The organism is Amycolatopsis sp. NPDC024027, assembly GCF_040638975.1.
In the GTDB taxonomy this organism is placed as follows: Bacteria; Actinomycetota; Actinomycetes; order Mycobacteriales; family Pseudonocardiaceae; genus Amycolatopsis.
Genome location: NZ_JBEZYY010000027.1, coordinates 21250 through 45644, shown reverse-complemented (window position 1 = coordinate 45644; position 24395 = coordinate 21250). Strand labels below are relative to the sequence as shown.

Genomic DNA, 24395 nt, shown 5'->3' with positions numbered 1-24395 from the left:
ATGCCGATCCGCACCAACCGCGGCCGCGCCGCGGTCTACCGGCGCCTGTGGGGCTGGCCGCTGCGCTCGCCCCGCCACCTGATGGGGACGCTGATCTTCCTGGCGATCCTGGTCACCGCGCTCGGTGTCGTGCTGCCGAAGGTCGTCGGAAAACCGCAGGCCAAGGCGTCGCCGCCGGGTCCGGGGACGACCACGTCGATGACGACGACCGCCCCGGGCGCCGCGGCGCCGGTCCCGACGTCCAACCTGCCGACCCGGCTGTCCACGCCGCTGGCCACCCCGACGCCGACGACGCCGAACGCCGACGCGCTCCGCGTCGCCAAGCAGTGGGCCACGGCCTGGGTCAACCACCCGGCCGGGATGACCTCCGAGCAGTGGCTGGCGCAGCTGAAGCCGTTCACCACCGAGGAGTACCTGCCGGTGATGTCGACGGTCGAACCGGCGAACATCCCGGCGACGAAGGTCACCGGTGAGCCGGTTGCCGGTACGTCGTACCCCAAGTCGGTCCAGGTCACCATCACGACCGACGGGCCGAAGCTGGCCATCACGGTGGTGAGCACGAACGCCGGCTGGCGGGTCGCCGACTACGACCAGGCGAGCTGACCGTGCGGCGCCTGGGGTTGTGGCTGGGGCTGGTCGTGTTCCTCGCGATCGGCGCCCTGGTCGTGACCGCGGTCGCCGCGAAGGTCGTCATCGACAACCAGCAGGCGCAGGCCCGGGGCGTGTCCCTGACGAGCTGCGACGCTTCGGTCGGGCCGACGCAGCCCGGCCAGGGCGACCGCGGCAAGGTCGACGCGTCGAAACTGGACGACGAGCAGCGCGGCACCGTCGCGGTGATCATCTCGATCGGCAAGCAGCGGTCGCTGGCGCCGCGCGCGTGGCAGGTCGCGATCCAGGCCGGGATGACCGAGTCCGGGCTGCGCAACCTGACCTACGGCGACGCCGACTCCCAGGGCATCTTCCAGATGCGGCCGTCGATGGGCTGGGGCTCGGTCGCCGAGATCACCAACCCGACGTACGCGGTCAACAAGTTCTACGACGTGCTGCTCGCGGTGCCGGACTGGGAAAACCGGCGGCCCGGCGAAGCGGCGCAGGCGGTGGAGCGCTCGTATTTCCCGGACCGCTACCACAAGTGGGAGCCGATGGCGGCGACGCTGGTGGAGTCGATGGGCCAGGTCGTCGACGTCGTCGCCTGCGGTACCGGCATGGGGGCGCTGCTGCCGCCCAGCCAGGTCGCCGCGAAGGCGATCAGTTTCGCGCTGGGCGAGCAGGGGAAGCCGTATGTGTGGGGCGCCACGGGACCGAATTCCTACGACTGTTCGGGGCTGATGCTGCGGGCCTACGAGTCGGCCGGGATCATCCTGCCGCGCACGTCACGCGAGCAGTACCACGCGGGCGCGATGCTGCCGGTACGGGAGGCGCAGCCCGGTGACCTGCTGTTCCTCTCCACCGACCCGTCGGACCCCACCGCGATTCACCACGTGATGATGTACCTCGGCAACGACAAGGTCGTCGAAGCGCAGCAGACCGGCGTCCCGGTGCACACCCGGAACTTCTCGTTCGGCGAGCGCCAACTCGTGCCGCAGGCGGTCCGCCCCGGCGTTTAGCATGGGTCGCGAGGGCCTGGACAGGATCGCACCGATTCACCCGACGTCGCGGCGCCTTCCACGAGCAGGTGGCCGCGTACTGGCAGAGGATGAGCACGTGGGACGCAAATTCGGCAGGAGGGGCAAGCCCGGAGCGGGCGAGCCCCGGGACCCGGCGGCGCTGTTCGGCGCGCCTCAGCCGCCCCGGCAGAGCGCCCGGCCCGCGTCCAGCACCCCGCTCGCCGACCAGCTCGGCCAGGGCTACCCGGGGGTGGACGCGGGGTACGTGGTGCTGCCTCGTTCGCTGGCCGAAGGCATGTCGCTGCCTTGGCAGCACCAGATGGCGGCGCTGCTGGCCCAGTTCCACGCGGAGCACGCGGGGCTGGCGTGGCCCATTTACCGCGTGGTGCCCTCGCGCTACGAGAAGCTGGCGGACCTCGACGAGGAGCAACTCGCGGAGGCGGGCTACCTGGTCGAGATGGACGCGGACGGCGAGATGGTCTACCGCGAGCGCAGCGGCCGCAAGGTCGAGGATCCCGAGAACACCTCGGTGCTGGTATCGAGCCTGGACCCGATCCCGAAACCGGCGCCCCGGCAGGCACCCCCGGCGGCCTCCCCGTCCGGCCACGTCCCGGCGGCGGCGCCGGCACCGATGAACATCGGCCCGGCGCCGGTGTGGCGAACGGTGCCTTATCCGCCGGCTGCGCAGCCGGTGCCGGGGGCGCCTGAGCAGCACGTGTGGGCACGTTCTGCTCCGGAGGACGCATCGCAGCCGGGCCGCCGCCACGACCCGGTGCCGCCGGCTTCGGCTTCGGCGGAGCCTCAGTGGTCGGTGGCGGCCGAGTCGGAGCTGCCGGGCCCGGTGAAGGCACCGCAGTCATCCCCACGACACGCGGCGGCGCCTGTGCAGGAGGAGCGCGGCGTGGCAGGGGAGCAGCGGTCATCGGCTGTGGAGCCGGCTGCTGGTCCGGAAGCTCCGGAGGCCCCGGCTGCTGCGCCGGCGCCCGCTGAGCCTGCGACCCGGCCTGAGAGCTTGGCGTCCGAGCCTGGGGTGTCGTCGTCCGAGACGGTGGCACCCGAGCAGGCTGCGGCTTCGATGAGCGAGCCTGCGGCGGGAGTGATGCCTAGCCGCGAGCCGCGGCCGGCTGCTGGGCCGGCTCCGACTCCGCAGGATGCGGATCGTCCGGAGGTCGCCGCCTCGGCTCCGGGCGAACCGGCGTCGGCAGATGCGGTGAGGCAAGAGGTTGCCCCGGCCTCGGACGAGTCGGTGCCTCGGGACATTGACCAGCCAGGGGGCGCTACTTCGGCATCGAGTGAGTCGGCGCGGCGCGGTGTGGAGCCGGAGTCTGCAGTCTCGGCATCGGGTGAACCTGCGGATCGGCAAGAGGTCCCGGCTTCGGCAGCAGCCGAATCGTTGTCGCAAGAGGCGGATCGACCGGAGACCGCCCGATCCGCCTCGGCGCCGTGGGATGTAAGCCGGTCCGAGGCTGAGCCAGAGGCGGCGCCGGACTTCGACCAGCCGGAAGTTGCCGTGCCGCAGGAGGCCGAGGGGACCGTATCGGCACCCGCCGGACCGGCGCTGCAGGACGCAGCTCACCCGGAGGTGGCGGAACCCGCGGCGCCGTTGAGCGAGCCCCCAGCTGAGGCGGCTGCACCCACGCCCGAGCCCCCGTCGGCCGAGGCAAGCCTTCCCGAGGCGGCCGCGCCCAATCCGGTGGAACAGGAGCCGGTCCATCCGGTGGCGCCCGACTCCCAGCCGAGCTCATCCACCGCGCCGCTGGAAGTGCCATCTGCGACATCGCCAACTGCGCCCGGTGGCGCGCAACCGGCCGCCGAACGAGAGGCGCCCTCCGACGCGGTTCCGCAGCCAGCGGAGGCTTCGGCCGGCGCGCCCGCTGCCGTTGAGCCGCAGGCAGCGCCCGATGCGGTTTCGCAGCCGACGGCGGCTCCGGTCAGCGCGCCCCCAACCCGTGAATCGCAGGCGGCGTCCGATGCGGTTCCGGAGCCAGCTGCGCCGGGAAGCGCGCAACCGGCCGCCGTACCGCAGGCGGCTTCCGATGCGGCTTCGCCGCCTGCGGAGGCTTCGGCCAGCGCACCGTCGGCCCCTGAATCGCGGGTGGCGCCCAATTCGGTTTCCCAGCCGACGGCCGCCTCGGGAGTGCAGCAGCCCGCCGAATCGCAGGTCGCGCCCGATGTGGCTTCCCAGCCGATGACCTCCCCGGGCGATGCACCTCGGCCCGCTTCTCCGGAGACACAACCTCCGATGATCGGCTCGCATCTGCCCAAGCCGCCCTGGGGACTCGCCGACGTTCCGGCGCCCGGTTTCGGCTCGGTACCAGGTCCCAGCCCGGCGCCGACGCACGGCGCCAGCCCCGTGCCGGGTGCTGCCCCTGTCCAAGGCGCCGGTCCCGCATACGGCACCGGCCAAGTGCCGGCCGCAGCGCCCGGCCACGGCACCGGCCCGGCCGCTACTCCGGCGGCACCCGGCACCACGCCGGAGCCCAAGCCCGTGCAAGGTGCCACCCCGGCACCCGGCACCACACCAGTTCCCCACCCCGCGCAGGGCGCCCCCGCACCCGGCACAACCCCGGTTGCCCACCCCGCGCAAGGCATCAACCCGGCACCCGGCACCACGCCGATTCCTCACCCGGCGCAAGGCATCACCCCCGCACCCGGCGCCACCCCAGCACCCGGCGCCACCTCAGCACCCGGCCCCACCCCACCCCAGAGCCCCACCCCACCCCAGAGCCCCGCCCCACCAGTACGTCCCAAGCCGGTCTTCCCGGGTCCGGAATCGACCCCCCAGCCGTTCCCCGCCCGGCACGCCGCCCCGGCTCGGCCCGTCTTCCCCGGCCCCGGGACCATGCCGCCCGTTCCCCCTGCCGCGCCGAATGCCCGGCCCGTCTTCCCCGGTAAGGACACTCCGCTTCCGCAGCCCTCGCGCCAAGAGCCCGAAACCCCGCCCCGGGGTACCGCGCGTGGCTGGTTCGATGAGTTCCCCGAACCCAAAGAACCCAAAGAGCCCGAAGAACCCCAGGACTTCGGCCCCACCGGGCACCCGACCGAGATCCCCTACCGGTACAAGCGCTGACAGCCCGGCCCGTGGGTGCGAACCTAGGACCATGTCCAAAGACCCGAACCCGGACCAGGGGTGGTACTACAACACCCGCACCCACCAGGTCGAGCACCTCGAACGCAGCCGCAGCATCGACCTGCTCGGCCCGTACCCGGACGAGGCCACCGCCCGGCGCGCCCTCGAAATCGCCCGGGAGCGCACCCGGCGGGCCGATGCCGAAGAAGACGACTAAACCGTCAGCCGCGGGCTGAGGACGAACTCCGGGTCCACCTGCGAGACGAGGTCGGCGCCCGCCCAGGCCTGGGCGTTTCGCAGGTGGAACTCGACCGCTTGACGCTGGTAACGCGCCCAGTCGCGCTGCTCCGCGTCCACCGTCGCGTGCATCGAACGCAGCGTCGAGAGGTTGCGCGGCTCGAGCTCGGTGATCGGCCGGGCCGTGCCGCGCTCCGCCGCCCGCACGTGCCCCGACGCCGACATCCAGCCCAGCAGCGCGCCGCCGACCTGGTCCTGCAGGAACTCGACGTCGTCGGCGTCCGTCACCTTGTTGCCGACCACCACGAGCCGCACGCCGAAGTCGCGGGCGTAGTCCGCGTACTGGCGGTACACGCCCACACTCCGGACCGTCGGCTCGCACACCAGGAACGTCACGTCGAACCGGGTGAACAGCCCCGAAGCGAACGCGTCCGCGCCCGCCGTCATGTCCATCACGACGTATTCGCCGTCGACGTCGACCAGGTGGTTCAGCAGCAGCTCCGCCGCCCCCACCTTCGAGTGGTAGCACTTGACGCCGAGGTCGTCCTCGTCGAACTGGCCGGTGACGCCGAGCCGCACGCCGCCCAGCTGCCGGAAGCACGCCGAAAACACCGGGTTGTCCTCGAACGGCCGGACCAGCCTCGACCCGCGGCCCGGAGGGGTCGTCTTGATCATCGACGCCGCGTCCGGGATGCGCGGGTTGTCGCCGCGCAGGTAGTCCTTGATCAGCGCCATGTTGTCGCCCAGCGTCGGCCAGGCGAGCGCTTCCTCCTCGGTCGCGCCGAGCGCCACCGCGAGGTGCTGGTTGATGTCGGCGTCGATGGCGAGCACCGGCAAGCCGGCGTCGGCGAGGTACGCCACGAACAGCGACGACAGCGTGGTCTTGCCGCTGCCGCCCTTGCCGACGAACGCGATCTTCACGGGAAAGCCCTTCCGGTAATGATGACGGTTTTCATTTTTACCCGGGCAACGTACACCCGACCGGCCCGCGCCCGATCGGGCGATCAGGAGGCCCGGCTCGGGTTAGGGTTGGGGGGTGCCTCCCCTCGTGATCAGGACACACTCGGCGGGCGGGGACTTCGGCCCCCTGCGTGCCGAGTTTTCGCTGCCGGAGTCGTTCGGGCCCGACGTACTGGCCGAGGCGGAGGCGGCGGTGCTGGATCCGCTGGCCAGCGCGGGTCCCCGGGAGGACGCGACGGACCTGCCGCTGGTCACCATCGACCCGCCCGGCGCCAAGGACCTCGACCAGGCGATGGTCGTCGAGAAGACCGCGCACGGCTTCCGCGTGCACTACGCCATCGCCGACCTCGCCGCGTTCGTCCCGCCCGGCGGCGCGCTCGACCGCGAGGCGCGCCTGCGCGGGCAGACGCTCTACCTGCCCGACGGGAACGTCCCGCTGCACCCGCCGGTGCTGTCCGAAGGCGCGGCGAGCCTGTTGCCCGGCGAGGTCCGGCCCGCGGTGCTCTGGACCATCGAGACCGACGACGCCGGCGAGCCGACCGCCACCCGGGTCCGCCGCGCGCTGGTCCGGTCCACCGAGCAGTTCGACTACGAGACGGTGCAGGCCGCGCTCGAAGCCGGGAACCCCCACCCGTCGGTGGCCGCGCTGCCCGAGCTGGGCCGGCGGCGCCGCGAACTGGCCGTCCGGCGCGGCGCGGTGGAGCTGCAGCTGCCGGAGCAGGAGATCACCGGCGACCCGGACGGCGGCTGGGTGCTCGCCCGCCGCCCGCGCACCGCCGTCGACGCCTGGAACGCCGAGATCTCGCTGCTCACCGGGATGGCCGCGGCGCGGATCATGCTCGACGCGCGGATCGGCGTCCTGCGGACGCTGCCCGACCCGGAGCCCGAGGCCGTCGACTGGCTGCGCCGCTCGGCCGAAGCGCTGGGCATCGCGTGGGCTCCGGAAGCGACCGTTTCGGAGTTCTTGTCCCGGCTGGACCCGGGACAGCCGGCGTCGATGGCGCTCTACGCCGACACGACCCGGCTGCTGCGCGGCGCCGGCTACACGGCGTTCGACGGCGAGCTGCCGGCACTGACGACGCACGCGGGCATCGGCGGCGCGTACGCGCACGTCACCGCTCCGATCCGGCGGCTGGTCGACCGGTTCGCCACGGAGATCTGCCTCGCCGTCTCGGCCGGCCGCGAGGTCCCGGAGTGGGTGCGCGCGGCGCTCGACGACGTCCCGGCGCGGATGAGCGCGTCGGACACCCTCGCCGCGAAGGTCGAGCGCGCGTGCATCGACCAGGTCGAGGCGTGGGTGCTGGCCGAGCACGTCGGCGGCGAGTTCAGCGCGGTGGTGCTGCGCGCGGACGAGAACAAGGCGGAGATCCTGGTCGAGGACCCGACGGTGATGGCGAAGTGCGCGGGGGAGCGGCTGACCGCGGGCGAGCGGATCGCCGTCCGGCTGACCGCGGTCGACGTCGACAAGCGGAAGGTGTCGTTCGAACGCGCATGACCTACCTCGTCGACGATCTCGGTGAGCCGGTGCCGCTGTCCGGACCGGCTTCGCGGGTGGTGTCGCTCGTGCCGTCGCTGACCGAAGCGGTCGAGGTCAGCGCGCCCGGCCGCCTCGCCGGCGCGACGGACTACTGCACGCATCCCTCCACTTTGGACGTACCGCGCGTCGGCGGGTCGAAGTACCCGAAGCTGGACCGGGTGCTCGACCTGGCGCCGGACCTGGTGCTGGCCAACGCGGAGGAGAACCGCCCGGAGGACGTGGAACGCCTGCGCGCCAACGGGATCCCGGTGTGGGTGATGGCCGCGGCGGCTTCGGTGCCCGCGGCTTTGGGTTCGCTGCGCCGGATCTTGACGCAGGCGTACGACCTGGACGAGCCGGACTGGCTGGTCGCCGCGGAAGGGGTCTGGCGCGAAGTCCGGCCGGTGCGGTTCCACGCGGTGGTCCCGGTGTGGCGCAAGCCGTGGATCGTCCTGGGCCGCGACACGTTCGCGGGCGACGTCCTGCGCCGGGTGGGTGTGGCGAACGTGTACGCGACCGCGGAGGAGCGTTATCCACGGCCGGACGTGGAGGAGCTGCGGGCGCATTTCGCGGCGGATGCGGACCTGCTGGTGCTGCCGGACGAGCCGTACGCGTTCACCGAAGAGGACGGCCCGGACCACTTCCCGGACGCGCCGTACGTGCTGGTGTCGGGCCGGTATCTCACCTGGTACGGGCCGTCGCTGGTCGACGCGCACGCCGCGTTGACGGAGGCACTGGCCGGGCTGTGAAGCCGAAGCCGGCCTCCAGGGCGGCGCGCACGGCTTCGGCGACCTCGGCCGGGCGGACGGGCTCGGTCGCCAGGTGCAGCCAGTTGTCCGGTCGCGGCCGCCCGGTGTCGACGACCAGGGTGGCGCCAGGCCGGTCGGCGAGCTCGACCGCGAAGGTCATCGTGGCGCCGATCCCCTGCGAGTAGGTCGGCTTGCGGCGGATCGTCCAGCGGTAGTCCGTGCCGTCGACGGTGATGAGCCGGGAACCCTTGCGGGGCAACGTCATGTGTATTCCTCCCGGCCCCGAAAGTACGCCGGGGCCGGGTCAGGGGCGATCGAGTTTCCGGAGCCAGGCTTCGAGGCGGTCGAAGTGCTCGCTCGTCAAGCCGGTGTGCGCGTCGACCGGGATCAGCTCGGTCGGCACCTCGGTGCGGCGGCCGAGGAACGCCTGCCGGGCCTCGGGGAACAGGTCGAAGTCGTCGTCGAACCAGGCCAGGGGGCGGCCCGCGGCGAAGCGGGCCACCGGGGCGAACTTCCACGCCGGCTGGGGCTCGGGGAACTCGATCACCGGCAAGGGAGGCAGCCCGATCACCGGACCCACCTGGCGGTTGGCGCGGTGCTCCCAGCTGGTCGCCCAGGCCAGCTCCGCGTTCGCGGAACCGGCCAGAGCGAGCAGCGTGGGGCCGTGGGCCGGGTTCAGCCAGATCCGCAGCCGCTTGCGGCTCCAGCGGGAGAGCCGCAGCGACTGCTCGACGTAGCCGGCGGGCTTCGCGTGGCGCGGCGCCGCCCACGGGCTCAGCGGGCCGTCCACGTCGAGCAGGATCAGCGGTCTCACACGGCTTACAGCGTCAGACCGGTCAAGACCGTTACCCGCTCCTCCGTGAAGTCCGCCATCGCCGCCGCCGGGCCTTCGCGGCCCACGCCCGAGTCCTTCACCCCGCCGTAGGGCATCTGGTCCGCGCGGAAGCTCGGCACGTCACCGACGATCACGCCACCCACCTTCAAAGCGGCCGAAACCTCGAACGCCGTCGGCAGGTCGCGGGTGAACACGCCCGCCTGCAGCCCGAAGCGGGACGCGTTGATGCGCTCGATCCCCTCGGGCACCGAATCGACTCGGACCAGCGAAACCACCGGCCCGAACACCTCCTCGGCCAGCACCGCCGCGTCCTCCGGGACGTCCGCCAGCACCGTCGGCTCGACCGTCGTCCCCGACCGGGAACCGCCCGCCAGGATGCGGCCACCCGCGGACACCGCCGACGCGATCCACGACGAAACCTGGGAAGCGGCGTCGACGTTGATCAGCGGGCCGACGTCCACGCCCTCCGCGCGCGGGTCGCCGGTGCGCAACGCCCGGACCTCGGCAAGCACCTTCGAGGTCAGCGCGTCGAAAACCGAAGTGTGCGCGTACACCCGCTGCACCGAGATGCACGACTGCCCGGCCTGGTACATCGCGAAGGTCGCGATCCGCTGGGCCGCGAAGTCCAGGTCCGGCCAGTCCGGGCAGACCAGGACCGCGCCGTTGCCGCCCAGCTCCAGCGCCACGTGCTTGCGCGGGACGCGGTCGCGGATCGCCCACCCGACCGGGACCGAGCCGGTGAACGACACCACCGGCAGCCGCGGGTCCTCGACGAGGCGAGCCGACGTCTCGTTGTCCACCGGCAGGATCGACCACGACCCCGCCGGCAGGTCCGTGCCGGCCAGGATCTCGCCGAGCAGCAACGCCGTCAGCGGGGTCGCCGGCGCGGGCTTGAGCACGATCGGCGCGCCGACCGCGATCGCCGGGGCCACCTTGTGCGCCACCAGGTTCAGCGGGAAGTTGAACGGCGTGATGCCCAGCACCGGGCCGCGCGGCACCCGCCGCACCAGCGCGAGCCGGCCGGTGCCGCCCGGGTCCGTGTCGAGCCGCTGCAGCTCGCCCGAGAAGCGGCGGGCCTCCTCCGCCGCCCAGCGGAACGTCGACACCGCGCGCCCCACCTCGCCGCGCGCCCACTTCAGCGGCTTGCCCGACTCCGCCGTGATGAGCGAAGCGATCTCCTCGGACCGCTCACCCAGCGAACGGGACACGTGGTCCAACGCCCCGGCGCGGACGTGCGCGGGCAGCGTCGCGAACTCGTCGGCGACGTCGTGGGCCGCCTGCACCGCGGCCTCGACGTCCGACGGAGAAGGAACGAAGTGGGACCCCGCCGAAGAACCGTCGTAAGGATGCTCGACCGAAGCGATCGCGCCGCCGGTCACCGGCTTCCCGGCGACCCAGAACGGGAACGTCACGCGCGGACCTCCGTCCGGACCGCGTGTTCGAGCACCGAGAGGCCCTCGTCGAGCAGGTCGTCGGCCAGCGACAGCGGCGGCAGCAGCCGGACGACGTTGCCGTAGGTCCCGCAGGTCAGCACGACGACCCCGGCGCGGTGACAGGCCGCCGCGACGCGCTTGGTGAGGTCGGCGTCCGGCTCCGCCGACCCGGGCTTCACGAACTCCGCGGCCAGCATCGCGCCGCGCCCCCGGACGTCGCCGATGACCCCCGTTTCCGCGGCCAGCGCTCGCAGCCGCGGCAGCACCAGGCCTTCGATGCGCTTGGCCGACGCGGCGAGGTCCTCGGCCTTCATCGTCTCGATCGAGCCGAGCGCCGCGGCGCACGCGATCGGGTTGCCGCCGTAGGTGCCGCCGAGGCCGCCCGGCGGGACGGCGTCGAGCAGCTCGGCGCGGCCGGTGACGGCGGACAGCGGCAGGCCGCCCGCGATGCCCTTGGCCGTCGCGATCAGGTCCGGTACCACGTCTTCGTCGGTGGAGGCGAACCAGGAACCGGTGCGGCAGAAGCCGGTCTGGACCTCGTCGGCGACGTACACGACGCCGTTTTCGCGGCACCAAGCCGCGATCGCGGGCAGGAAGCCGCGCGCGGGCTCGATGAAGCCGCCCTCGCCCTGGATCGGCTCCAGGACCACCGCGGCCACCTGGTCGATCTGCTTTTCGATCCGGTCGATGGCCAGCGCCGCCGCTTCGGGGCCGGGCAGGCCGTCGCGGAACGGGTACGAGCCCGGCACGCGGTACACCTCGGGCGCGAAGGGGCCGAAGCCGTGCTTGTAGGGCACGGATTTCGCGGTCATGCCCATCGTGAGGTTGGTGCGGCCGTGGTAGGCGTGGTCGAACACGACGACGGCCTGGCGCCCGGTCGCCACCCGCGCGATCTTCACGGCGTTCTCGACGGCTTCGGCGCCCGAGTTGAACAACACCGACTTCTTCGCGTGGTCGCCCGGCGTCAGCTCGGCCAGCGCTTCGCAGACTTCGACGTACCCCTCGTACGGCGTGACCATGAAACAGGTGTGGGTGAACCAGCAGGCCTGCTTGCGGACGCGGTCGACCACCGCCGGCGCGGAGTGCCCGACGTTGGTCACCGCGATGCCGGAGCCGAAGTCGATCAGCACGTTGCCGTCGGCGTCGGTGAGCAGGCCGCCGCTGGCGGAGGTGACGTAGACGGGCAGCACCGAGCTGACCCCGGCGGCGACGGCGGCGGCGCGGCGCTGCTGCAGCTCGCGCGAGAGGGGGCCGGGGATTTCGGTCTGCAGCCTGCGCTGGCGGGGTGCCGGGGCCTGCGGCGCGGCGGTGGTGCTTGCGGTCACGGCGTGCTCCTGGGAAGTCGGTGGACGTCCTCAGGATGCGTGCCGGTCCGGGCGCCGTCAGCTGGACGTTCTGGCCAATTCGGCGCGTAGGATTGGCCGTTATGGCACTCACTCTGGCCAGGCTGGCCGCCGAGCGCCCGCTCGGGCTGCGGGTGCTGACCGGCGAGGACGTCCTGGACCGCCCGATCGGCTGGGTCCACCCGACGGAGCTGACCGAACCGCAGGCCTTCCTCGAGGGCGGCGAGCTGCTGCTGACCACCGGTCTGGCCCTGGACGAAGAGACGTCACCGGCCTACGTGCGCCGCCTCGTGGACGCCGGGGTCGCCGGCCTCGGCTTCGGCGTCGGGCTGAGCCACGACGAGGTCCCGCGGGCCCTCGTGGCGACGGCGGCCGAGGTGGGGCTCCCGGTGCTGGAGGTGCCGCGGAAGACGCCGTTCATCGCCATCACCCGCGCGGTTTCGCGCGCGGTGGCGGCCGACGAGTACGCGACGACGGTCCGCATCGGCCGCGCCCAGCAGGACCTGACCCGCACGGCGGCCGGCAAGGGCGGCCCGGCGGGGGTGCTGCGCAAGCTGGCGAAGCTGGTCGACGGGTGGGTGCTCCTCTTCGACCGCACGACTGTCACCGAAGCCACCCCGGCGAGCGCGCGTGCGTACGGCGTTCTGCTGCGCGAAGAGCTGGAGCGGCTTCGCACCGGCACCCGGGCCGTTTCCCTCGACGGCCGGGAAGTCGTTCTCCAGACTCTCGACACCGGCGCCCGGCGAGTGCTCGCCGTCGGGACCGCGGAGCCGCTCGACACCGCGGGGCGGCACATCGTGAACACCGCGGTCTCGGTGCTTTCGCTGGCGCTGGAACAGGATCGCGCGCAGGCGGCGGCGCGGGAGGCGTTGCGGACCGGGCTGGTGGAGTTGCTCGCCGGCGGCCAGGCCGAACTCGCGCTGCGTGTGCTGACCGCGACGGGCGAGAAGCCGCCGGAGCCGCCGTGGTCGGTGCTGGTGTTCCTCGGACCGCCCGCGGCCCGGCGCAGGCTGCTCGGGGCACTCGAGGGAGAGCTGTTCGCGGCGCGATCCGGCGCGTCGGTGGTCGCCTTCGGGCCGGCGAGCGTCGTCGAGCCGGTAGCCGACGCGGCCCTGCGGGTGGGCGGCCTGCACGGCGGGGTGGCGGGGCCGGTCGCCCCGCGCGAGTTCTCCGCCGGGCTCGAACAGGCGGAGCTGGCGGCCCAGGCGGCGGAGGCCGAGGACAAGATCCTGGTCTCGGCCGCCGAGCACTCGGCCCGCGGCCTGCTCTCCCTCATCGACCCCGTGGTGGCCCGCGTCTACGGCGAGAACCTGCTGGGCCCGCTGCGCCGCCACGACGAAACGGGCCGCGGCGACCTCGTCGAGTCGCTGCGCTGCTGGCTGGAGCACCACGGCCACTGGGACGTGGCGGCCGCGCGGCTGGGGGTGCACCGGCACACGCTGCGGAACCGGATCGCGAAGGCGCAGGAGCTGCTGGGCCGCGATCTGGACTCACCGGGCGTCCGCGCGGAACTTTGGGTGGTGCTGCAAACCTGAGCACCCCGACGGGCGTCTTCGGTAGGTGACCGGGAAACGCGCGGCTGTGGTGGCGGTCGTCGTGGTGCTGCTCGCGGCGGGCGGGTTCGCCTTCCTGCCGTGGACGGCCAACCACTTCGGGTACGCCCTGCCGGGCGCCGGCGGGCTCCCGTACCGCATTCACCACGCCGGCCGGGATTACCACAGCAACGCGACCTGCGCCGGCGCCGCCTGGTGTGCCGCCGGCCAGCCGCCCTGCGTGCCGCCGGCCCGGTTCGGCGGCGACGAAACGTCCCTGACCCAGGTCGACGAGGTGAGCACGTTGTTCGGACCACCGCACGCCGTGTTCCTCACCCGGCCGGTGCCCGCGGGAACTCCGTTCACCGTTCTCGTGCGAGCCGGTCCGGGCTGTTTCGTGGGATACGCGCTGATGGGTGGGCCTTAAGCCCCGGTCACCAGGACGATCGGCGAATCCCCGCACCGCCGCAGCGCCGGCCCGGGCGCCGCCCCGGCCGACCACCACGCCGGGACGTCGGCTTCGCGCACCAGCGACCCCGTCGGCTGCCGGACGCTGTTCGACACGATCACCCGGCCCTGCGCGTTCAGCAACGCCGCCCCGCGGCCCAGGGAACGCAGCCGGGGGCGCACCGCGCGTTCGAACTCGCGCACGTAGACGTCCGCCCCCACCACGCCCGCGAACGCACCGCCGCGGACGACCGGGATCGTGAACGTCAGCGTGTACTCGTCGGTGCACAGGTAGTCCACGTACGGGCCGTTGATGTGCCGCCGCCCGGTGTCGCGGGGGACCGTGAACCACGACTGGCGCGTGTAGTCCAGGAAGTTCTCACTCGCCGGGTCGAGGCTGATGAACAGCTGGGCCGGCGGAGACCCGGCGGTCCACCACTCGAAGCCGAATTCCGAGTCGGCGAGCACGCGCGGTGCGCTGACGAAGCCCGCGCCGATGATCAGGCCGTCCAGCGCCTCCGTGACCTGCGGCCGGATCCGGTGCAGCGCGGCGGCGGCCGGCGTGTCCGCCAGTACCGACTCGGCGGCCGCCTGCACGGGCTTGAGCCGCTCGAAAACCCCTTCCACCAACGCGGAAACCTGCTCGACGACCTCGTCGCCGGCCAGCGTGCGGGTGTCGTTCACGGTGCTCACCTCGATGCGCGGAGTAGCGGAAGTTTACGGGGTGAGCAGGGCGAGGTGCACGTCCGCGAGCCGGTCGAGGGCGGCCAGCAGGTGCTCCTCCGTCAACTTGCGGGCCAGGTCACCGTCCGCGGAGGAAATCGCCGCGGTGATGGCCGCGTGTTCCTCGCACGAGGGAGCCGCGGGCCCGAGCGGCAGCCACAGCAGCCCGCCGAGCTCGCTCTGCAGGTGAACCTCTTCGTGCGTCAGCCGCGGCGACTGCGCGGCCGCCGCGACCTCCAGGTGGAACTGCCGCTCCGCCCGCGTGAAGTCGATGCCGTGGGCCGTGCGGAGGTCGTCGGTCGCCAGCCGCAGCCGGGCGACGTCCTCGAGGGAGCTGCGCTCGGCGGCGAGCTTGGCGGCGGCCCCGGCGATCGCGAGGTAGTGGTCACCGACGTCCCGGAGGTCCGACAGCGACACCTCGCGCAACCGCGAGCGCCACGCGTCCGGCGGCGGGTTGGCCGGCGCGCGGACGAAGCTGCCGCCGCTGCGCCCTCGCCGTGTCTCGACCAGCCCCTGCTGGCGCAGGGCCACGAGCGCTTCCCGGACCGTCACGGTCGAGACGCCGAACTGGGCGGCCAGGTCGGCTTCGCTGGGCAGCTGTTCGGAGTCGGCGAGCAGGCCGAGCGTGATGGCGTCGACCAGCCGCGCCGCCACCGCCTCCGCCCGCCCGACCTGGCCGAGCGGGGCGAACATGGCCGATCGCGCGCTGTGCGACATGCCCTTGCTCATCGTGATCCTCGCCGGTCGGAGTACCCGTTCGCACCAATCTTGCCCCATCCCCTTGTCCTATTACATATGAACTCATATGTTTTAGCTCCCGTCAGCACCGAGGAGTGAGCGTGCAGGAGCTGAAGCACTACGTCGGCGGCGCGTACGTCGAGTCCAAGTCGGGCCGGACGGCCGAGATCACCGACCCCGTCACCGGGCGCCCCTACTGCACCGCCCCGATCGCCGGACCCGAAGACGTCGACAACGCGCTGCAGGTCGCCGCGACCGCGTTCGAGACCTGGCGCACGACCACCCCCGCCCAGCGCCAGCTCGCGCTGCTCAAGCTCGCCGACGCCCTCGAAGCCCGGGCCGAAGAGATCGTCCGCGCCGAGTCCGCGAACACCGGCAAGCCGATCGCGTTGACGATGGCCGAAGAGATCCCGATGGTCCTCGACCAGGTGCGGTTCTTCGCCGGGGCCGCGCGCGTGCTCGAAGGCCGCGCCGCGGGGGAGTACCTCGAAGGCCACACGTCGTTCGTCCGGCGGGAGCCCGTCGGCGTCTGCGCCCAGGTCACGCCGTGGAACTACCCGCTGCTGATGGCCATCTGGAAGATCGCACCCGCCCTCGCCGCCGGCAACACGGTCGTGCTCAAGCCCTCCGACACCACCCCGGCGTCCTCGCTGCTGCTCGCCGAGATCGCCGGCGAGTTCTTCCCGCCGGGCGTGTTCAACGTGCTCTGCGGCGACCGCGACACCGGCCGCGCGCTGGTCGAGCACGACATCCCGGCCATGGTGTCGATCACCGGCTCGGTCCGGGCCGGCATCGAAGTCGCGAAATCCGCCGCGAACGACGTCAAGCGCGTGCACCTGGAACTCGGCGGCAAGGCGCCGGTCATCGTCTTCGGCGACGCCGACCTCGAAGCGGCCGCGGAGGCCATCGCCGTCGCCGGGTACTTCAACGCGGGCCAGGACTGCACGGCCGCCACCCGCGTACTGGTCGCCGACGACGTGCACGACACCTTCGTCGCCGCGCTCACCCGGCAGGCCGCGCAGACCAAGACGGGCAAGCCGGACGACGAAGACGTCGCCTACGGCCCCCTCAACAACGCCGCCCAGCTCGAAAAGGTGGCCGGGTTCGTCGACCGGCTGCCCGCTCACGCGACTGTCCACTGTGGAGGACATCGGGTCGGCGGCGAAGGCTACTTCTACGAAGCGACCGTGGTCTCCGGCGTCCGCCAGGACGACGAGATCAGCCAGCACGAGATCTTCGGCCCGGTCATCACCGTCCAGCGCTTCTCCGACGAAGCGGAGGCGCTGAAGGCCGCGAACGCCGTGCAGTACGGCCTGGCGTCCTCGGTCTGGACCCGCGACCACCAGCGGGCGATGCGCGCCGCCGCGAAGCTCGACTTCGGCTGCGTCTGGATCAACACGCACATCCCGCTGGTCGCCGAGATGCCGCACGGCGGGTTCAAGAAGTCCGGCTACGGCAAGGACCTCTCGCTCTACGGCCTCGAGGACTACACGCGCGTCAAGCACGTGATGAGCGCACTGTGAGGGTCGCGATGCCGAACCAAGCACCGTCCGAGACCCGCGAAGAGCCCGCGGCACCCGAAAGCACGCGCCCGGCCATCCGGCTTTCCGGGCTGCGCAAGCACTTCGGTGACGTCCACGCGGTCGACGGCGTCGACCTCGACATCCCGCCGGGCGAGTTCTTCTCGATGCTCGGCCCGTCCGGCTCCGGCAAGACGACGGTGCTGCGCATGATCGCCGGGTTCGAGCTGCCCACCGCGGGCACGATCGAGCTCGACGGCCACGACGTCAGCCGGCTCGCGCCGTTCGAACGCGACGTCAACACGGTGTTCCAGGACTACGCGCTGTTCCCGCACATGAACGTGCAGCAGAACGTCGAGTACGGCCTGCGCGTCAAGCGCGTCCCGAAGCGGGAACGGCGGGAGCGCGCGCTCGAGGCGCTGAAGACCGTGCGGCTGGAGGAGTACGGCTCCCGCAAGCCCGCGCAGCTCTCGGGGGGCCAGCGCCAGCGCGTCGCCCTGGCCCGCGCGCTGGTCAACCGGCCCAAGGTGCTCCTGCTCGACGAACCCCTGGGCGCGCTCGACCTCAAGCTGCGGCAAGCCATGCAGCTCGAGCTCAAGCAGATCCAGCGGGACGTCGGCATCACGTTCGTCTTCGTCACCCACGACCAGGACGAGGCCCTCACCATGAGCGACCGGATCGCGGTGTTCAACGACGGCAAGATCGAGCAGGTCGGGCCGCCCGAAGAGGTCTACGAACGGCCCGCGAGCGCGTTCGTCGCCGGGTTCGTCGGGACGTCGAACCTGCTGGGCGGCCGCGGCGCCGAGAGCGTCATCGGCCGGCCGGGGCTGTTCAGCATCCGGCCGGAGAAGATCCGCATCGACGGCGACCTGTCCGAACCCGCCGCGGCCGGGCACACCAGCGCCACCGGCACGGTCACCGACGTCGTCTACGCCGGGGCGACCGTGCGGTACGCCGTCGCGCTCGACGCCGGGGGCCGGCTCTCGGTGGTCCGGCAGAACACCGAAGGCGCCGCCGGGTTCGGCGACGGCCGCGTCCGGCTGAGCTGGCGGAACGAACACAGCTTCCAGGTTCCTGGTCAGTGAAAGGGTTGTCATGAAGAACAGGAAGACGCGGCTCGCCGGGGTGCTCGGCGCCAGCCTGCTGTTGGCTGCATGTGGCACGTCCGGCTCGAACTCCGCCGCCCCGCCCGGCGCGCAGGGGTTCACGCCGCCGAAGCTGGAAGCGCTGAAGGCGCTCGGGCAGCCGGAGGGCCGGCTGAACGTCCTGGCCTGGCCGGGGTACGCGGAGAACGGCTCGAACGACCCGAAGGTGAACTGGGTGACGCCGTTCGAGCAGCAGACCGGCTGCAAGGTGAACGTCAAGCCGTTCGGCACGTCCGACGAGGCCGTCACGCTGATGAAGACCGGGCAGTACGACGTCGTGTCCGCCTCCGGGGACGCATCGCTGCGGCTCGTCGCTTCCGGCGACGCCGAGCCGGTGAACACCGCGCTCGTGCCGAACTACGCCGATATCCAGCCGTTCCTGAAGAACAAGCCGTGGAACAGCGTCGGCGGCGTCTCCTACGGCGTCCCGCACGGCTGGGGCGCGAACCTGCTGACCTGGCGCACCGACAAGGTGACGCCGGCGCCGGCGTCGTGGTCGGTGGTGTTCGACGCGAACTCGCCCTACAAGGGCAAGGTGATCGCCTACGACTCGCCGATCTACCTCGCCGACGCCGCGCTGTACCTGCAGGCGCACCAGCCGGACCTCGGCATCAAGAACCCGTACGCCCTCGACGACAAGCAGTTCACCGCCGCCGTCAACCTGCTCAAGCAGCAGCGGCCGCTCGTGTCCGAGTACTGGTCGGACTACCTCAAGGAGTCCCAGGCTTTGAAGAACGCCGACGCCGTCGTCGGGACCGCCTGGCAGGTCACGGTCAACCTGACCAAGGGCGAGGGTGCGCCGCTCGAAGCCGCCGTGCCGAGCGAGGGCGCGACCGGGTGGTCGGACACCTGGATGGTCGCGGCGAAGTCGGCGCACAAGACGTGCGCGTACAAGTGGCTCGACTACATCGTCAGCCCGAAGGTCAACGCCCAGGTCGCCGAGTACTTCGGCGAGGCGCCGGCCAACCCGAAGGCGTGCGCGGAGATGACGGACAAGACGCTCTGCGACACCTACCACGCCAACGACGCCGGGTACGCGGCGAAGATCGCCTACTGGACCACGCCGATCCAGCAGTGCCTCGACGGCCGCACGGACGTGAAGTGCAAGGACTACGGCGAGTGGACCCGCGCCTGGACCGAAATCAAGGGCTGACCCCTCGGACCCCGGACGCGGCGGGCTGTGTCCCCCCACTCCGCCCGCCGCGTCCGGCCTCATCCTGCGAGGCAAGATGACCGCCTTCTTCTACCGGAGACCCAAGCTGCGCCTGGGTTTCCTGTTGTCGGCGCCGCTGCTCTGGCTGGGCCTGGCCTACCTGGGCGCGCTCGCCGCGCTGTTCGTCACGGCGTTCTGGCACACCGACAGCTTCACCGGCCAGGTCGTCATCGACTGGTCGCTGGGCAACTTCGAGACGCTGTTCACCGACGCGGTGTACCGCACGATCACCTTCCGCACGGTCGGGATCGCGGCGCTGGTGACGGTGATCGACGCGGTCATCGCCTTCCCGATGGCCTTCGCGATGGCCAAGCTCGCTTCGCCGCGCGCGCAGCGGATCCTGGTGATCGCGGTGATGACGCCGTTGTGGGCGAGCTACCTGGTGAAGGCGTACGCGTGGCGGTCGATGCTGTCCGGCAACGGCGCCCTGAGCTCGGTTTCGCCCGGGTACGGCGTCACGGCGACGATCATCACGCTGTCCTACCTCTGGCTGCCGTACATGATCCTGCCGATCTACGCCGGCCTCGACCGGCTGCCCGACTCACTGGTGGACGCTTCCGGCGACCTCGGCGCGCGCTCGTTCCGGACGTTCCGCTCGGTGATCCTGCCGCTGACGTTCCCGGCGATCGTGGCGGGCTCGATCTTCACGTTTTCGCTGTCGCTGGGCGACTACATCGCGGTGAAGATCGTCGGCGGCACGTCCCAGATGCTCGGCAACGTCGTCTACGACAACATCGGCGCGGCGAACAACCTCCCGTTCGCGGCGACGGTGGCGACGGTGCCGGTCGTGATCATGCTCGGCTACCTGGCCGCGGTGCGCCGCACCGGCGCGCTCGACAACCTCTAGGAGCCTTCATGCGTACCTCCCGGGTGTTGTTGTGGACGGCGCTGGGCCTCGGCTTGGCGGTGATCTACTTCCCGCTGGTGGTGGTGCTGCTCAACTCGTTCAACGCGGACACGACGTTCGGCTGGCCGCCGTCGCGGTTCACGCTGGAGTGGTGGAGCCGGGCCGCGTCGAACGAAGGGGCGTTGCACGCGCTGTGGACGAGCGTCGAGGCGGGCCTGGCGGCGACGGCGATCGCGCTGGTGCTCGGCACGATGGCCGCGTTCGCCTTGCAGCGCCACCGGTTCTTCGGGCGCAACCCGGTGTCGCTGCTGATCATCCTGCCGATCGCGCTGCCGGGGATCGTCACGGGCATCGCGCTGAACAACGCGTTCCGGACCATCCTGGGCATCGACCTCGGCCTGCTGACGGCGATCATCGCGCACGCGACGTTCTGCATCGTGGTGGTGTTCAACAACGTGGTCGCGCGGCTGCGCCGGATGGGCGGCAACCTGGAGGAGGCCTCGATGGACCTCGGCGCGACCGGCCTCACGACGTTCCGGCTGGTGACGTTCCCGATGCTGCGTTCGGCGTTGCTGGCGGGCGGTTTGCTGGCCTTCGCGCTGTCGTTCGACGAGATCATCGTGACGACGTTCACCCTGGGCACGGGCATGGAGACGCTGCCGATCTGGATCTACGACAACCTGTTCCGGCCGAACCAGGCCCCGATCGTGAACGTGGTGGCGGCGGTCCTGATCGTGGCGTCGACGGTCCCGGTGTACCTGGCCCAGCGCCTCTCCGGCGACACGGCTTCGGGTGGCCGCCTCTAGGCGACCGACCGGATCGTGCCGCCGTCGACGCGGATCGTCGCGCCGCTCACGTACGCCGCCGCCGGGCTGGCCAGGTAGCCGACCGCGGCCGCGATCTCCTCCGGGCGGCCCAGCCGGCCGACGTCGTTCGGGACCAGGTCGCGGGCCGCGGCGCGCTCGATGTCCTCCCACGACGTCCCCCACCCGTGTGCCGGGGCGATTTCCGTGAGCAGGTCGCGCACGGAGCCGACCAGGATCGCGCCGGGGGACACCACGTTCGACGTCACGCCGGTGCCGGCGAGGTCGCGGGCGAGGGACACCGCCAGGTTGTGCCGCGCGGCCAGCGTCGCCGTGTAGTGCGGCTGCATCGCCGGGGGCTGGATCGCCAGGCCGCCGCCGATCTGGACCACCCGGCCCCACCCGCGCTCGCGCATGGCCGGTACGCAGCGCTGGATCATCCGGACCGCCGAGACGACGTTCGCCTCGTACATCGCGGTCCAGGCCGCCGCCGTCGCGTCGGTCCACCCGAGGTGGTCGTACGTGCCGGCGTTGTTGACCAGGATGTCGACGTCCCCGGCCGCCTCGGCGACCGCGTCGGCTCCGGCGTCGGTCGACAAATCGCCCAGGGCGACCCCGGCCGCCCCGATGGCCGCCGCCACCTTCTCCGTGCGGGCCGCGTCCCGGCCGTGGACCACGACCGAAGCGCCTTCCGCGGCCAGCAGCCGCGCGATCGCCTCGCCGAGACCCGCGCTCGAACCGGTGACCAGAGCGCGTTTACCAGCGATTTCGAGATCCATGAAGCACCTTCTCCAGAGGTATACAGCTGTAGACTTAGGCTAAGTCTACACTCGTATACATGAGACCTCGCAATGCCGCCGCGACCCGGGAAGCGATCCTGGCGTCCGCGCTCGAAGCGTTCACCCGGGCGGGTTACGACGGCGTCGGCGTGCGCGAGATCGCCGAGGCCGCCGGCGTCACCGCGATGCTCGTCAACCGCTACTTCGGCTCGAAGGAAGGCCTCTTCGCCGAGGTCGTCGAGGCGGCGATGGCCGAGCGGACCGTGCTCACCGGCGACCCGGCGACGCTCGCCGCGGACCTCGCGGCCTCGCTCGTGCGCCGGACCGCTCCGGAGGCCGCGCGGCTCGACCCGTTCCTGCTGATGCTGCGTTCGGCCCCCAACCCGCGGGCCGCGGACATCCTCCGCGCGGGCATCGAGCGGCACGTCGAGAAGCACCTGACCGACCTGCTCCCGGGGCGGGAGCCGACGGGACCGGCGCTGGCCCTGTCCGTCATCGCCGGGTTCTGGGTGATGCGCACGCTCCTCGGCAGCACCGCGCTCGCGCACGCCGACGAAGCCGTCGTCGTGGCGAAGCTGGAGAAGGTGTTCGAGGTGCTACTCGCGGAATGAGTCCGTCGCCGCCCGCAGTGCCGCCAGGACGCCCGGGTCCGTCACCGCGTGCCCGGCTCCCTCGAGCAGCTTCAGCTCCGAACCGGGCCACGCCCGGTGTAGCTCGTACGCCGTGACCGGCGGGCACACCGTGTCGTAGCGGCCCTGGACGATCACGCCCGGGATGCCCGCGAGCTTGCCCGCGTCGCGGATCAGCTGCCCGTCGTCGAGCCAGGCGCCCTGGGTGAAGTAGTGGACCGCGAGCCGGGCGAACGGCCACGCGAACGCCGGGTCCGCGTACTGGCGGACGAACGACTCCTGCGGCAGCACCGAAACCGTCGCGCCCTCCCAGGTGCTCCACGCCACCGCCGCGTGGTGGCGGACCTCCTCGGCCGGGTCGTCGAGCAACACCGCGTACCCCGCCAGCGGGTCCTGCCGGAGTGCCGCCGGGAGCGGGGCGAGGAACGCTTCCCACTCGCGCGGGAACAGGTGGGCCGCGCCGCCGCGGTAGATCCAGTCCAGCTCGCTCTGCCGCACGGTGAACACGCCTCGCAGGATGATCTCGCTGACGCGCGCCGGGTGCGTCTCGGCGTAAGCCAGGGCGAGGGTCGCGCCCCAGGAGCCGCCGAAGAGCTGCCAGCGCTCGATGCCGAGCCGCGCACGCAGCAGTTCCATGTCGGCGACCAGGTGCCACAACGTGTTCGCGGTGAGATCGCCCGCGTCCGGCGTCGATCGGCCCGAGCCGCGCTGGTCGAACAGGACGATCCGGTAGACGTCGGGGTCGAAGTGCCGCCGGGCCATCGGGGCGATCCCGCTGCCGGGACCGCCGTGCAGCACCACGACCGGTTTCCCGGCCGGGTTGCCCGCCTCCTGGCACCGGATCCGGTGCCCGTCACCGGTTTCCAGGAATCCCTCGGCGCGAGGGGAGATCGGCGGGTAGAGCTCGTCCATGCGAGTCACTGTGCCGTATGAGATGACTGCCTGCCCCCTACGATGATCTGCCTCATGGAGGTGACACTTTGCCGTAGGGTCTCGGCAGTCGCCCCGACGCCCCGCCGCCGGGCGCCGGGACGACGGCCGAGAAAGGTGGGGACCCGCCCCCGCCGCCGGGCTGAGCGGGTCCCCGGTTCAGGGGTGTCAGCGGGGGCAGGCAGTCCGCTCACGCATTTCGATCCTCCTCGTCGAGGGTGCGAAGTTCGTCGTGGCGGCGACGGGCTAAACGCTAAGCCACGAGCCGAACACCAGTCAAGAACATGATTGAAGTTCATATATGTGAACATCAGCTGTGGGGACGCTGAGCTGGGGTGTCCCCCTTGCCTCGCGCTGACGAAAGGGCCGGTAGCTTCCGTGTCGGGATTCGGCGAAAAAGGGGTACGGAATGTCCGCGGTGACCTATGTTGAGGCGATTGTCGTCGGCGCCTTGCAAGGGGTGTCGGAATTGTTTCCGGTGTCCAGTCTCGGCCACAGCATCCTGCTGCCCGCCTGGCTCGGCGGCTCGTGGCAGCGGGACCTGAGCATCGGCAAGGAGTCGCCGTACCTCGCGGTGCTGGTCGCGATGCACGTCGCCACCGCGCTCGCGCTGGTCCTGTTCTTCCGCAAGGACTGGGTGCGGATCATCCGCGGGCTGTGGACGTCGATCCGCTACCGCGAAGTGCGCACGCCGGACCAGCGGCTCGCGTGGCTGCTGGTGCTCGCCACCATCCCGGTCGGGCTGGCCGGACTGCTCTTCGAAAGCCTGCTGCGCGACTACCTCGGCAAGCCGGTGCCGGCGGCGATCTTCCTCGCCCTCAACGGCGGTGTCCTGTACGCCGCCGAGAAGTTCTCCAAGCCCGGCAAGGCGGCTGCGGAAGGGGACACAGTGGACTTTTCGACCGAAGACACGCTGGTCATGCGGGCGGTCTCGGTCGAGGAAGCCACCGACGTCCGGCTGGCGAAGCTGCGGGTCGGGGAGGCGGTGCTGATCGGCGCCGCCCAGATCCTCGCGCTGCTGCCGGGCATCAGCCGCTCGGGCATCACGATGGTCGCCGGCCTGCGCCGCGGGCTGGGGCACGAGGACGCGGCGCGGTTCGCCTTCCTGCTCGCCACGCCGGTGATCCTCGCCGCGGGCGTGCTCAAGATGCCGACGCTGTTCGCCCCCGAAAACCACGCTTCGCTCGGCCCCGCACTCGTCGGCAGCGTTATCGCCGGGGTCGCTTCGTACATTTCTGTCCGATTTCTCACCGGATACTTCGAAACGCGCACTCTGACCCCGTTCGCCATTTACTGCGTGGTCGCCGGAATCGGCAGCCTGATCTTCTTCGCGGTCTGA

23 protein-coding genes are annotated in these 24395 nt (G+C 71.8%); 14 read left to right on the top strand and 9 right to left on the bottom strand.

Annotation, left to right across the window (positions count from 1 at the left end):
* The 3 genes from AB0F52_RS43340 to AB0F52_RS43330 all read left to right on the top strand — a co-directional run bounded on the left by AB0F52_RS43340 (position 1) and on the right by AB0F52_RS43330 (position 4894).
* Positions 1-603: a hypothetical protein gene (locus AB0F52_RS43340; protein WP_360183835.1), complete on the top strand. Its 603-nt coding sequence runs from the start codon at positions 1-3 to the stop codon at positions 601-603.
* Positions 604-605: 2 nt separating this feature from the next.
* A complete protein-coding gene (locus AB0F52_RS43335) occupies positions 606-1607 on the top strand; it encodes a C40 family peptidase (RefSeq protein ID WP_360183833.1) in 1002 nt (333 codons plus the stop codon).
* A 3101-nt stretch (positions 1608-4708) separates the two neighbouring features.
* Positions 4709-4894, top strand: coding sequence for a hypothetical protein (locus AB0F52_RS43330; protein WP_360183831.1), 186 nt, complete (start codon positions 4709-4711; stop codon positions 4892-4894).
* Here AB0F52_RS43330 and AB0F52_RS43325 read toward each other — a convergent pair.
* The gene (locus AB0F52_RS43325; RefSeq protein WP_360183829.1) at positions 4891-5835 is read right to left on the bottom strand and encodes an ATP-binding protein; all 945 of its coding nucleotides are present in this window, start codon (positions 5833-5835) and stop codon (positions 4891-4893) included. The two genes, AB0F52_RS43330 and AB0F52_RS43325, sit on opposite strands and share 4 nt — an antisense overlap.
* Positions 5836-5962: 127 nt before the next feature.
* Here AB0F52_RS43325 and AB0F52_RS43320 point away from each other — a divergent pair, with 127 nt between their 5' ends.
* Positions 5963-7369: an RNB domain-containing ribonuclease gene (locus AB0F52_RS43320; protein ID WP_360183827.1), complete on the top strand. Its 1407-nt coding sequence runs from the start codon at positions 5963-5965 to the stop codon at positions 7367-7369.
* The gene (locus tag AB0F52_RS43315; protein WP_360183825.1) at positions 7366-8139 is read left to right on the top strand and encodes a helical backbone metal receptor; all 774 of its coding nucleotides are present in this window, start codon (positions 7366-7368) and stop codon (positions 8137-8139) included. Before AB0F52_RS43320 ends, AB0F52_RS43315 begins: the two co-directional genes overlap by 4 nt.
* Here the strand turns inward: AB0F52_RS43315 and AB0F52_RS43310 are convergent.
* The 4 genes from AB0F52_RS43310 to gabT are packed head-to-tail and all read right to left on the bottom strand — an operon-like array spanning position 8072 to position 11732.
* Positions 8072-8404 carry a hypothetical protein gene (locus AB0F52_RS43310; RefSeq protein ID WP_360183823.1) on the bottom strand — a complete coding sequence of 111 codons (333 nt, stop codon included), beginning with the start codon at positions 8402-8404 and terminating at the stop codon, positions 8072-8074. The two genes, AB0F52_RS43315 and AB0F52_RS43310, sit on opposite strands and share 68 nt — an antisense overlap.
* A gap of 39 nt (positions 8405-8443) precedes the next feature.
* A complete protein-coding gene (locus AB0F52_RS43305; protein ID WP_360183821.1) occupies positions 8444-8953 on the bottom strand; it encodes a hypothetical protein in 510 nt (169 codons plus the stop codon).
* 5 nt (positions 8954-8958) lie between these two features.
* A complete protein-coding gene (locus AB0F52_RS43300) occupies positions 8959-10386 on the bottom strand; it encodes an aldehyde dehydrogenase family protein (RefSeq protein WP_360183819.1) in 1428 nt (475 codons plus the stop codon).
* Positions 10383-11732, bottom strand: a complete 1350-nt coding sequence (gabT, locus tag AB0F52_RS43295) for a 4-aminobutyrate--2-oxoglutarate transaminase (protein ID WP_360183817.1) — start codon at positions 11730-11732, stop codon at positions 10383-10385. The genes AB0F52_RS43300 and gabT overlap by 4 nt, the downstream gene beginning before the upstream one ends.
* Before the next feature lie 101 nt (positions 11733-11833).
* On the opposite strand from gabT, the gene AB0F52_RS43290 reads away from it, so the two are divergent.
* Both AB0F52_RS43290 and AB0F52_RS43285 read left to right on the top strand, forming a co-directional pair.
* Positions 11834-13285, top strand: a complete 1452-nt coding sequence (locus AB0F52_RS43290) for a PucR family transcriptional regulator (RefSeq protein WP_360183815.1) — start codon at positions 11834-11836, stop codon at positions 13283-13285.
* A gap of 25 nt (positions 13286-13310) precedes the next feature.
* Positions 13311-13709 carry a hypothetical protein gene (locus tag AB0F52_RS43285; RefSeq protein WP_360183813.1) on the top strand — a complete coding sequence of 133 codons (399 nt, stop codon included), beginning with the start codon at positions 13311-13313 and terminating at the stop codon, positions 13707-13709.
* Here AB0F52_RS43285 and AB0F52_RS43280 read toward each other — a convergent pair.
* Entirely contained in the window at positions 13706-14413 is a 708-nt protein-coding gene (locus AB0F52_RS43280) for a cache domain-containing protein (RefSeq protein ID WP_360183811.1), read from the bottom strand. The genes AB0F52_RS43285 and AB0F52_RS43280 overlap by 4 nt on opposite strands.
* A gap of 33 nt (positions 14414-14446) precedes the next feature.
* On the bottom strand, positions 14447-15181 hold the full coding sequence (locus AB0F52_RS43275) for an FCD domain-containing protein (RefSeq protein ID WP_360183809.1): 735 nt from the start codon (positions 15179-15181) through the stop codon (positions 14447-14449).
* A gap of 110 nt (positions 15182-15291) precedes the next feature.
* Here AB0F52_RS43275 and AB0F52_RS43270 point away from each other — a divergent pair, with 110 nt between their 5' ends.
* The 5 genes from AB0F52_RS43270 (at position 15292) to AB0F52_RS43250 (ending at position 20721) form a co-directional block, all read left to right on the top strand.
* Positions 15292-16713: a gamma-aminobutyraldehyde dehydrogenase gene (locus tag AB0F52_RS43270; RefSeq protein ID WP_360183807.1), complete on the top strand. Its 1422-nt coding sequence runs from the start codon at positions 15292-15294 to the stop codon at positions 16711-16713.
* 8 nt (positions 16714-16721) lie between these two features.
* On the top strand, positions 16722-17795 hold the full coding sequence (locus tag AB0F52_RS43265; protein WP_360183805.1) for an ABC transporter ATP-binding protein: 1074 nt from the start codon (positions 16722-16724) through the stop codon (positions 17793-17795).
* Between the two features lie 10 nt (positions 17796-17805).
* Positions 17806-19008, top strand: coding sequence for an ABC transporter substrate-binding protein (locus AB0F52_RS43260; RefSeq protein WP_360183803.1), 1203 nt, complete (start codon positions 17806-17808; stop codon positions 19006-19008).
* Between the two features lie 76 nt (positions 19009-19084).
* Complete coding sequence (locus AB0F52_RS43255) at positions 19085-19915, top strand: ABC transporter permease (protein WP_360183801.1); 831 nt, start codon at positions 19085-19087, stop codon at positions 19913-19915.
* 8 nt (positions 19916-19923) lie between these two features.
* A complete protein-coding gene (locus AB0F52_RS43250) occupies positions 19924-20721 on the top strand; it encodes an ABC transporter permease (RefSeq protein ID WP_360183799.1) in 798 nt (265 codons plus the stop codon).
* On the opposite strand, the gene AB0F52_RS43245 is transcribed toward AB0F52_RS43250, so the two are convergent.
* A complete protein-coding gene (locus AB0F52_RS43245; protein ID WP_360183797.1) occupies positions 20718-21497 on the bottom strand; it encodes an SDR family NAD(P)-dependent oxidoreductase in 780 nt (259 codons plus the stop codon). The two genes, AB0F52_RS43250 and AB0F52_RS43245, sit on opposite strands and share 4 nt — an antisense overlap.
* A 59-nt stretch (positions 21498-21556) precedes the next feature.
* Between AB0F52_RS43245 and AB0F52_RS43240 the strand changes: the two genes are divergently transcribed.
* On the top strand, positions 21557-22108 hold the full coding sequence (locus AB0F52_RS43240) for a TetR family transcriptional regulator (RefSeq protein ID WP_360183795.1): 552 nt from the start codon (positions 21557-21559) through the stop codon (positions 22106-22108).
* Here the strand turns inward: AB0F52_RS43240 and pip are convergent.
* Positions 22094-23038, bottom strand: a complete 945-nt coding sequence (gene pip / locus AB0F52_RS43235; RefSeq protein WP_360183793.1) for a prolyl aminopeptidase — start codon at positions 23036-23038, stop codon at positions 22094-22096. The genes AB0F52_RS43240 and pip overlap by 15 nt on opposite strands.
* A gap of 427 nt (positions 23039-23465) precedes the next feature.
* Between pip and AB0F52_RS43230 the strand changes: the two genes are divergently transcribed.
* Positions 23466-24395, top strand: a complete 930-nt coding sequence (locus AB0F52_RS43230; protein ID WP_360183791.1) for an undecaprenyl-diphosphate phosphatase — start codon at positions 23466-23468, stop codon at positions 24393-24395.

Coding starts and splice junctions, on each gene's coding strand:
- AB0F52_RS43340 (WP_360183835.1), top strand. CDS start 1: ATGCCGATCCGCACCAACCGCGGCCGCGCCGCGGTCTACCGGCGCCTG.
- AB0F52_RS43255 (WP_360183801.1), top strand. CDS start 19,085: ATGACCGCCTTCTTCTACCGGAGACCCAAGCTGCGCCTGGGTTTCCTG.
- AB0F52_RS43250 (WP_360183799.1), top strand. CDS start 19,924: ATGCGTACCTCCCGGGTGTTGTTGTGGACGGCGCTGGGCCTCGGCTTG.
- AB0F52_RS43230 (WP_360183791.1), top strand. CDS start 23,466: ATGTCCGCGGTGACCTATGTTGAGGCGATTGTCGTCGGCGCCTTGCAA.
- AB0F52_RS43315 (WP_360183825.1), top strand. CDS start 7,366: ATGACCTACCTCGTCGACGATCTCGGTGAGCCGGTGCCGCTGTCCGGA.
- AB0F52_RS43265 (WP_360183805.1), top strand. CDS start 16,722: ATGCCGAACCAAGCACCGTCCGAGACCCGCGAAGAGCCCGCGGCACCC.
- AB0F52_RS43240 (WP_360183795.1), top strand. CDS start 21,557: ATGAGACCTCGCAATGCCGCCGCGACCCGGGAAGCGATCCTGGCGTCC.
- AB0F52_RS43310 (WP_360183823.1), bottom strand. CDS start 8,404: ATGACGTTGCCCCGCAAGGGTTCCCGGCTCATCACCGTCGACGGCACG.
- AB0F52_RS43245 (WP_360183797.1), bottom strand. CDS start 21,497: ATGGATCTCGAAATCGCTGGTAAACGCGCTCTGGTCACCGGTTCGAGC.
- AB0F52_RS43330 (WP_360183831.1), top strand. CDS start 4,709: ATGTCCAAAGACCCGAACCCGGACCAGGGGTGGTACTACAACACCCGC.
- AB0F52_RS43290 (WP_360183815.1), top strand. CDS start 11,834: ATGGCACTCACTCTGGCCAGGCTGGCCGCCGAGCGCCCGCTCGGGCTG.
- pip (WP_360183793.1), bottom strand. CDS start 23,038: ATGGACGAGCTCTACCCGCCGATCTCCCCTCGCGCCGAGGGATTCCTG.
- AB0F52_RS43275 (WP_360183809.1), bottom strand. CDS start 15,181: ATGAGCAAGGGCATGTCGCACAGCGCGCGATCGGCCATGTTCGCCCCG.
- AB0F52_RS43260 (WP_360183803.1), top strand. CDS start 17,806: ATGAAGAACAGGAAGACGCGGCTCGCCGGGGTGCTCGGCGCCAGCCTG.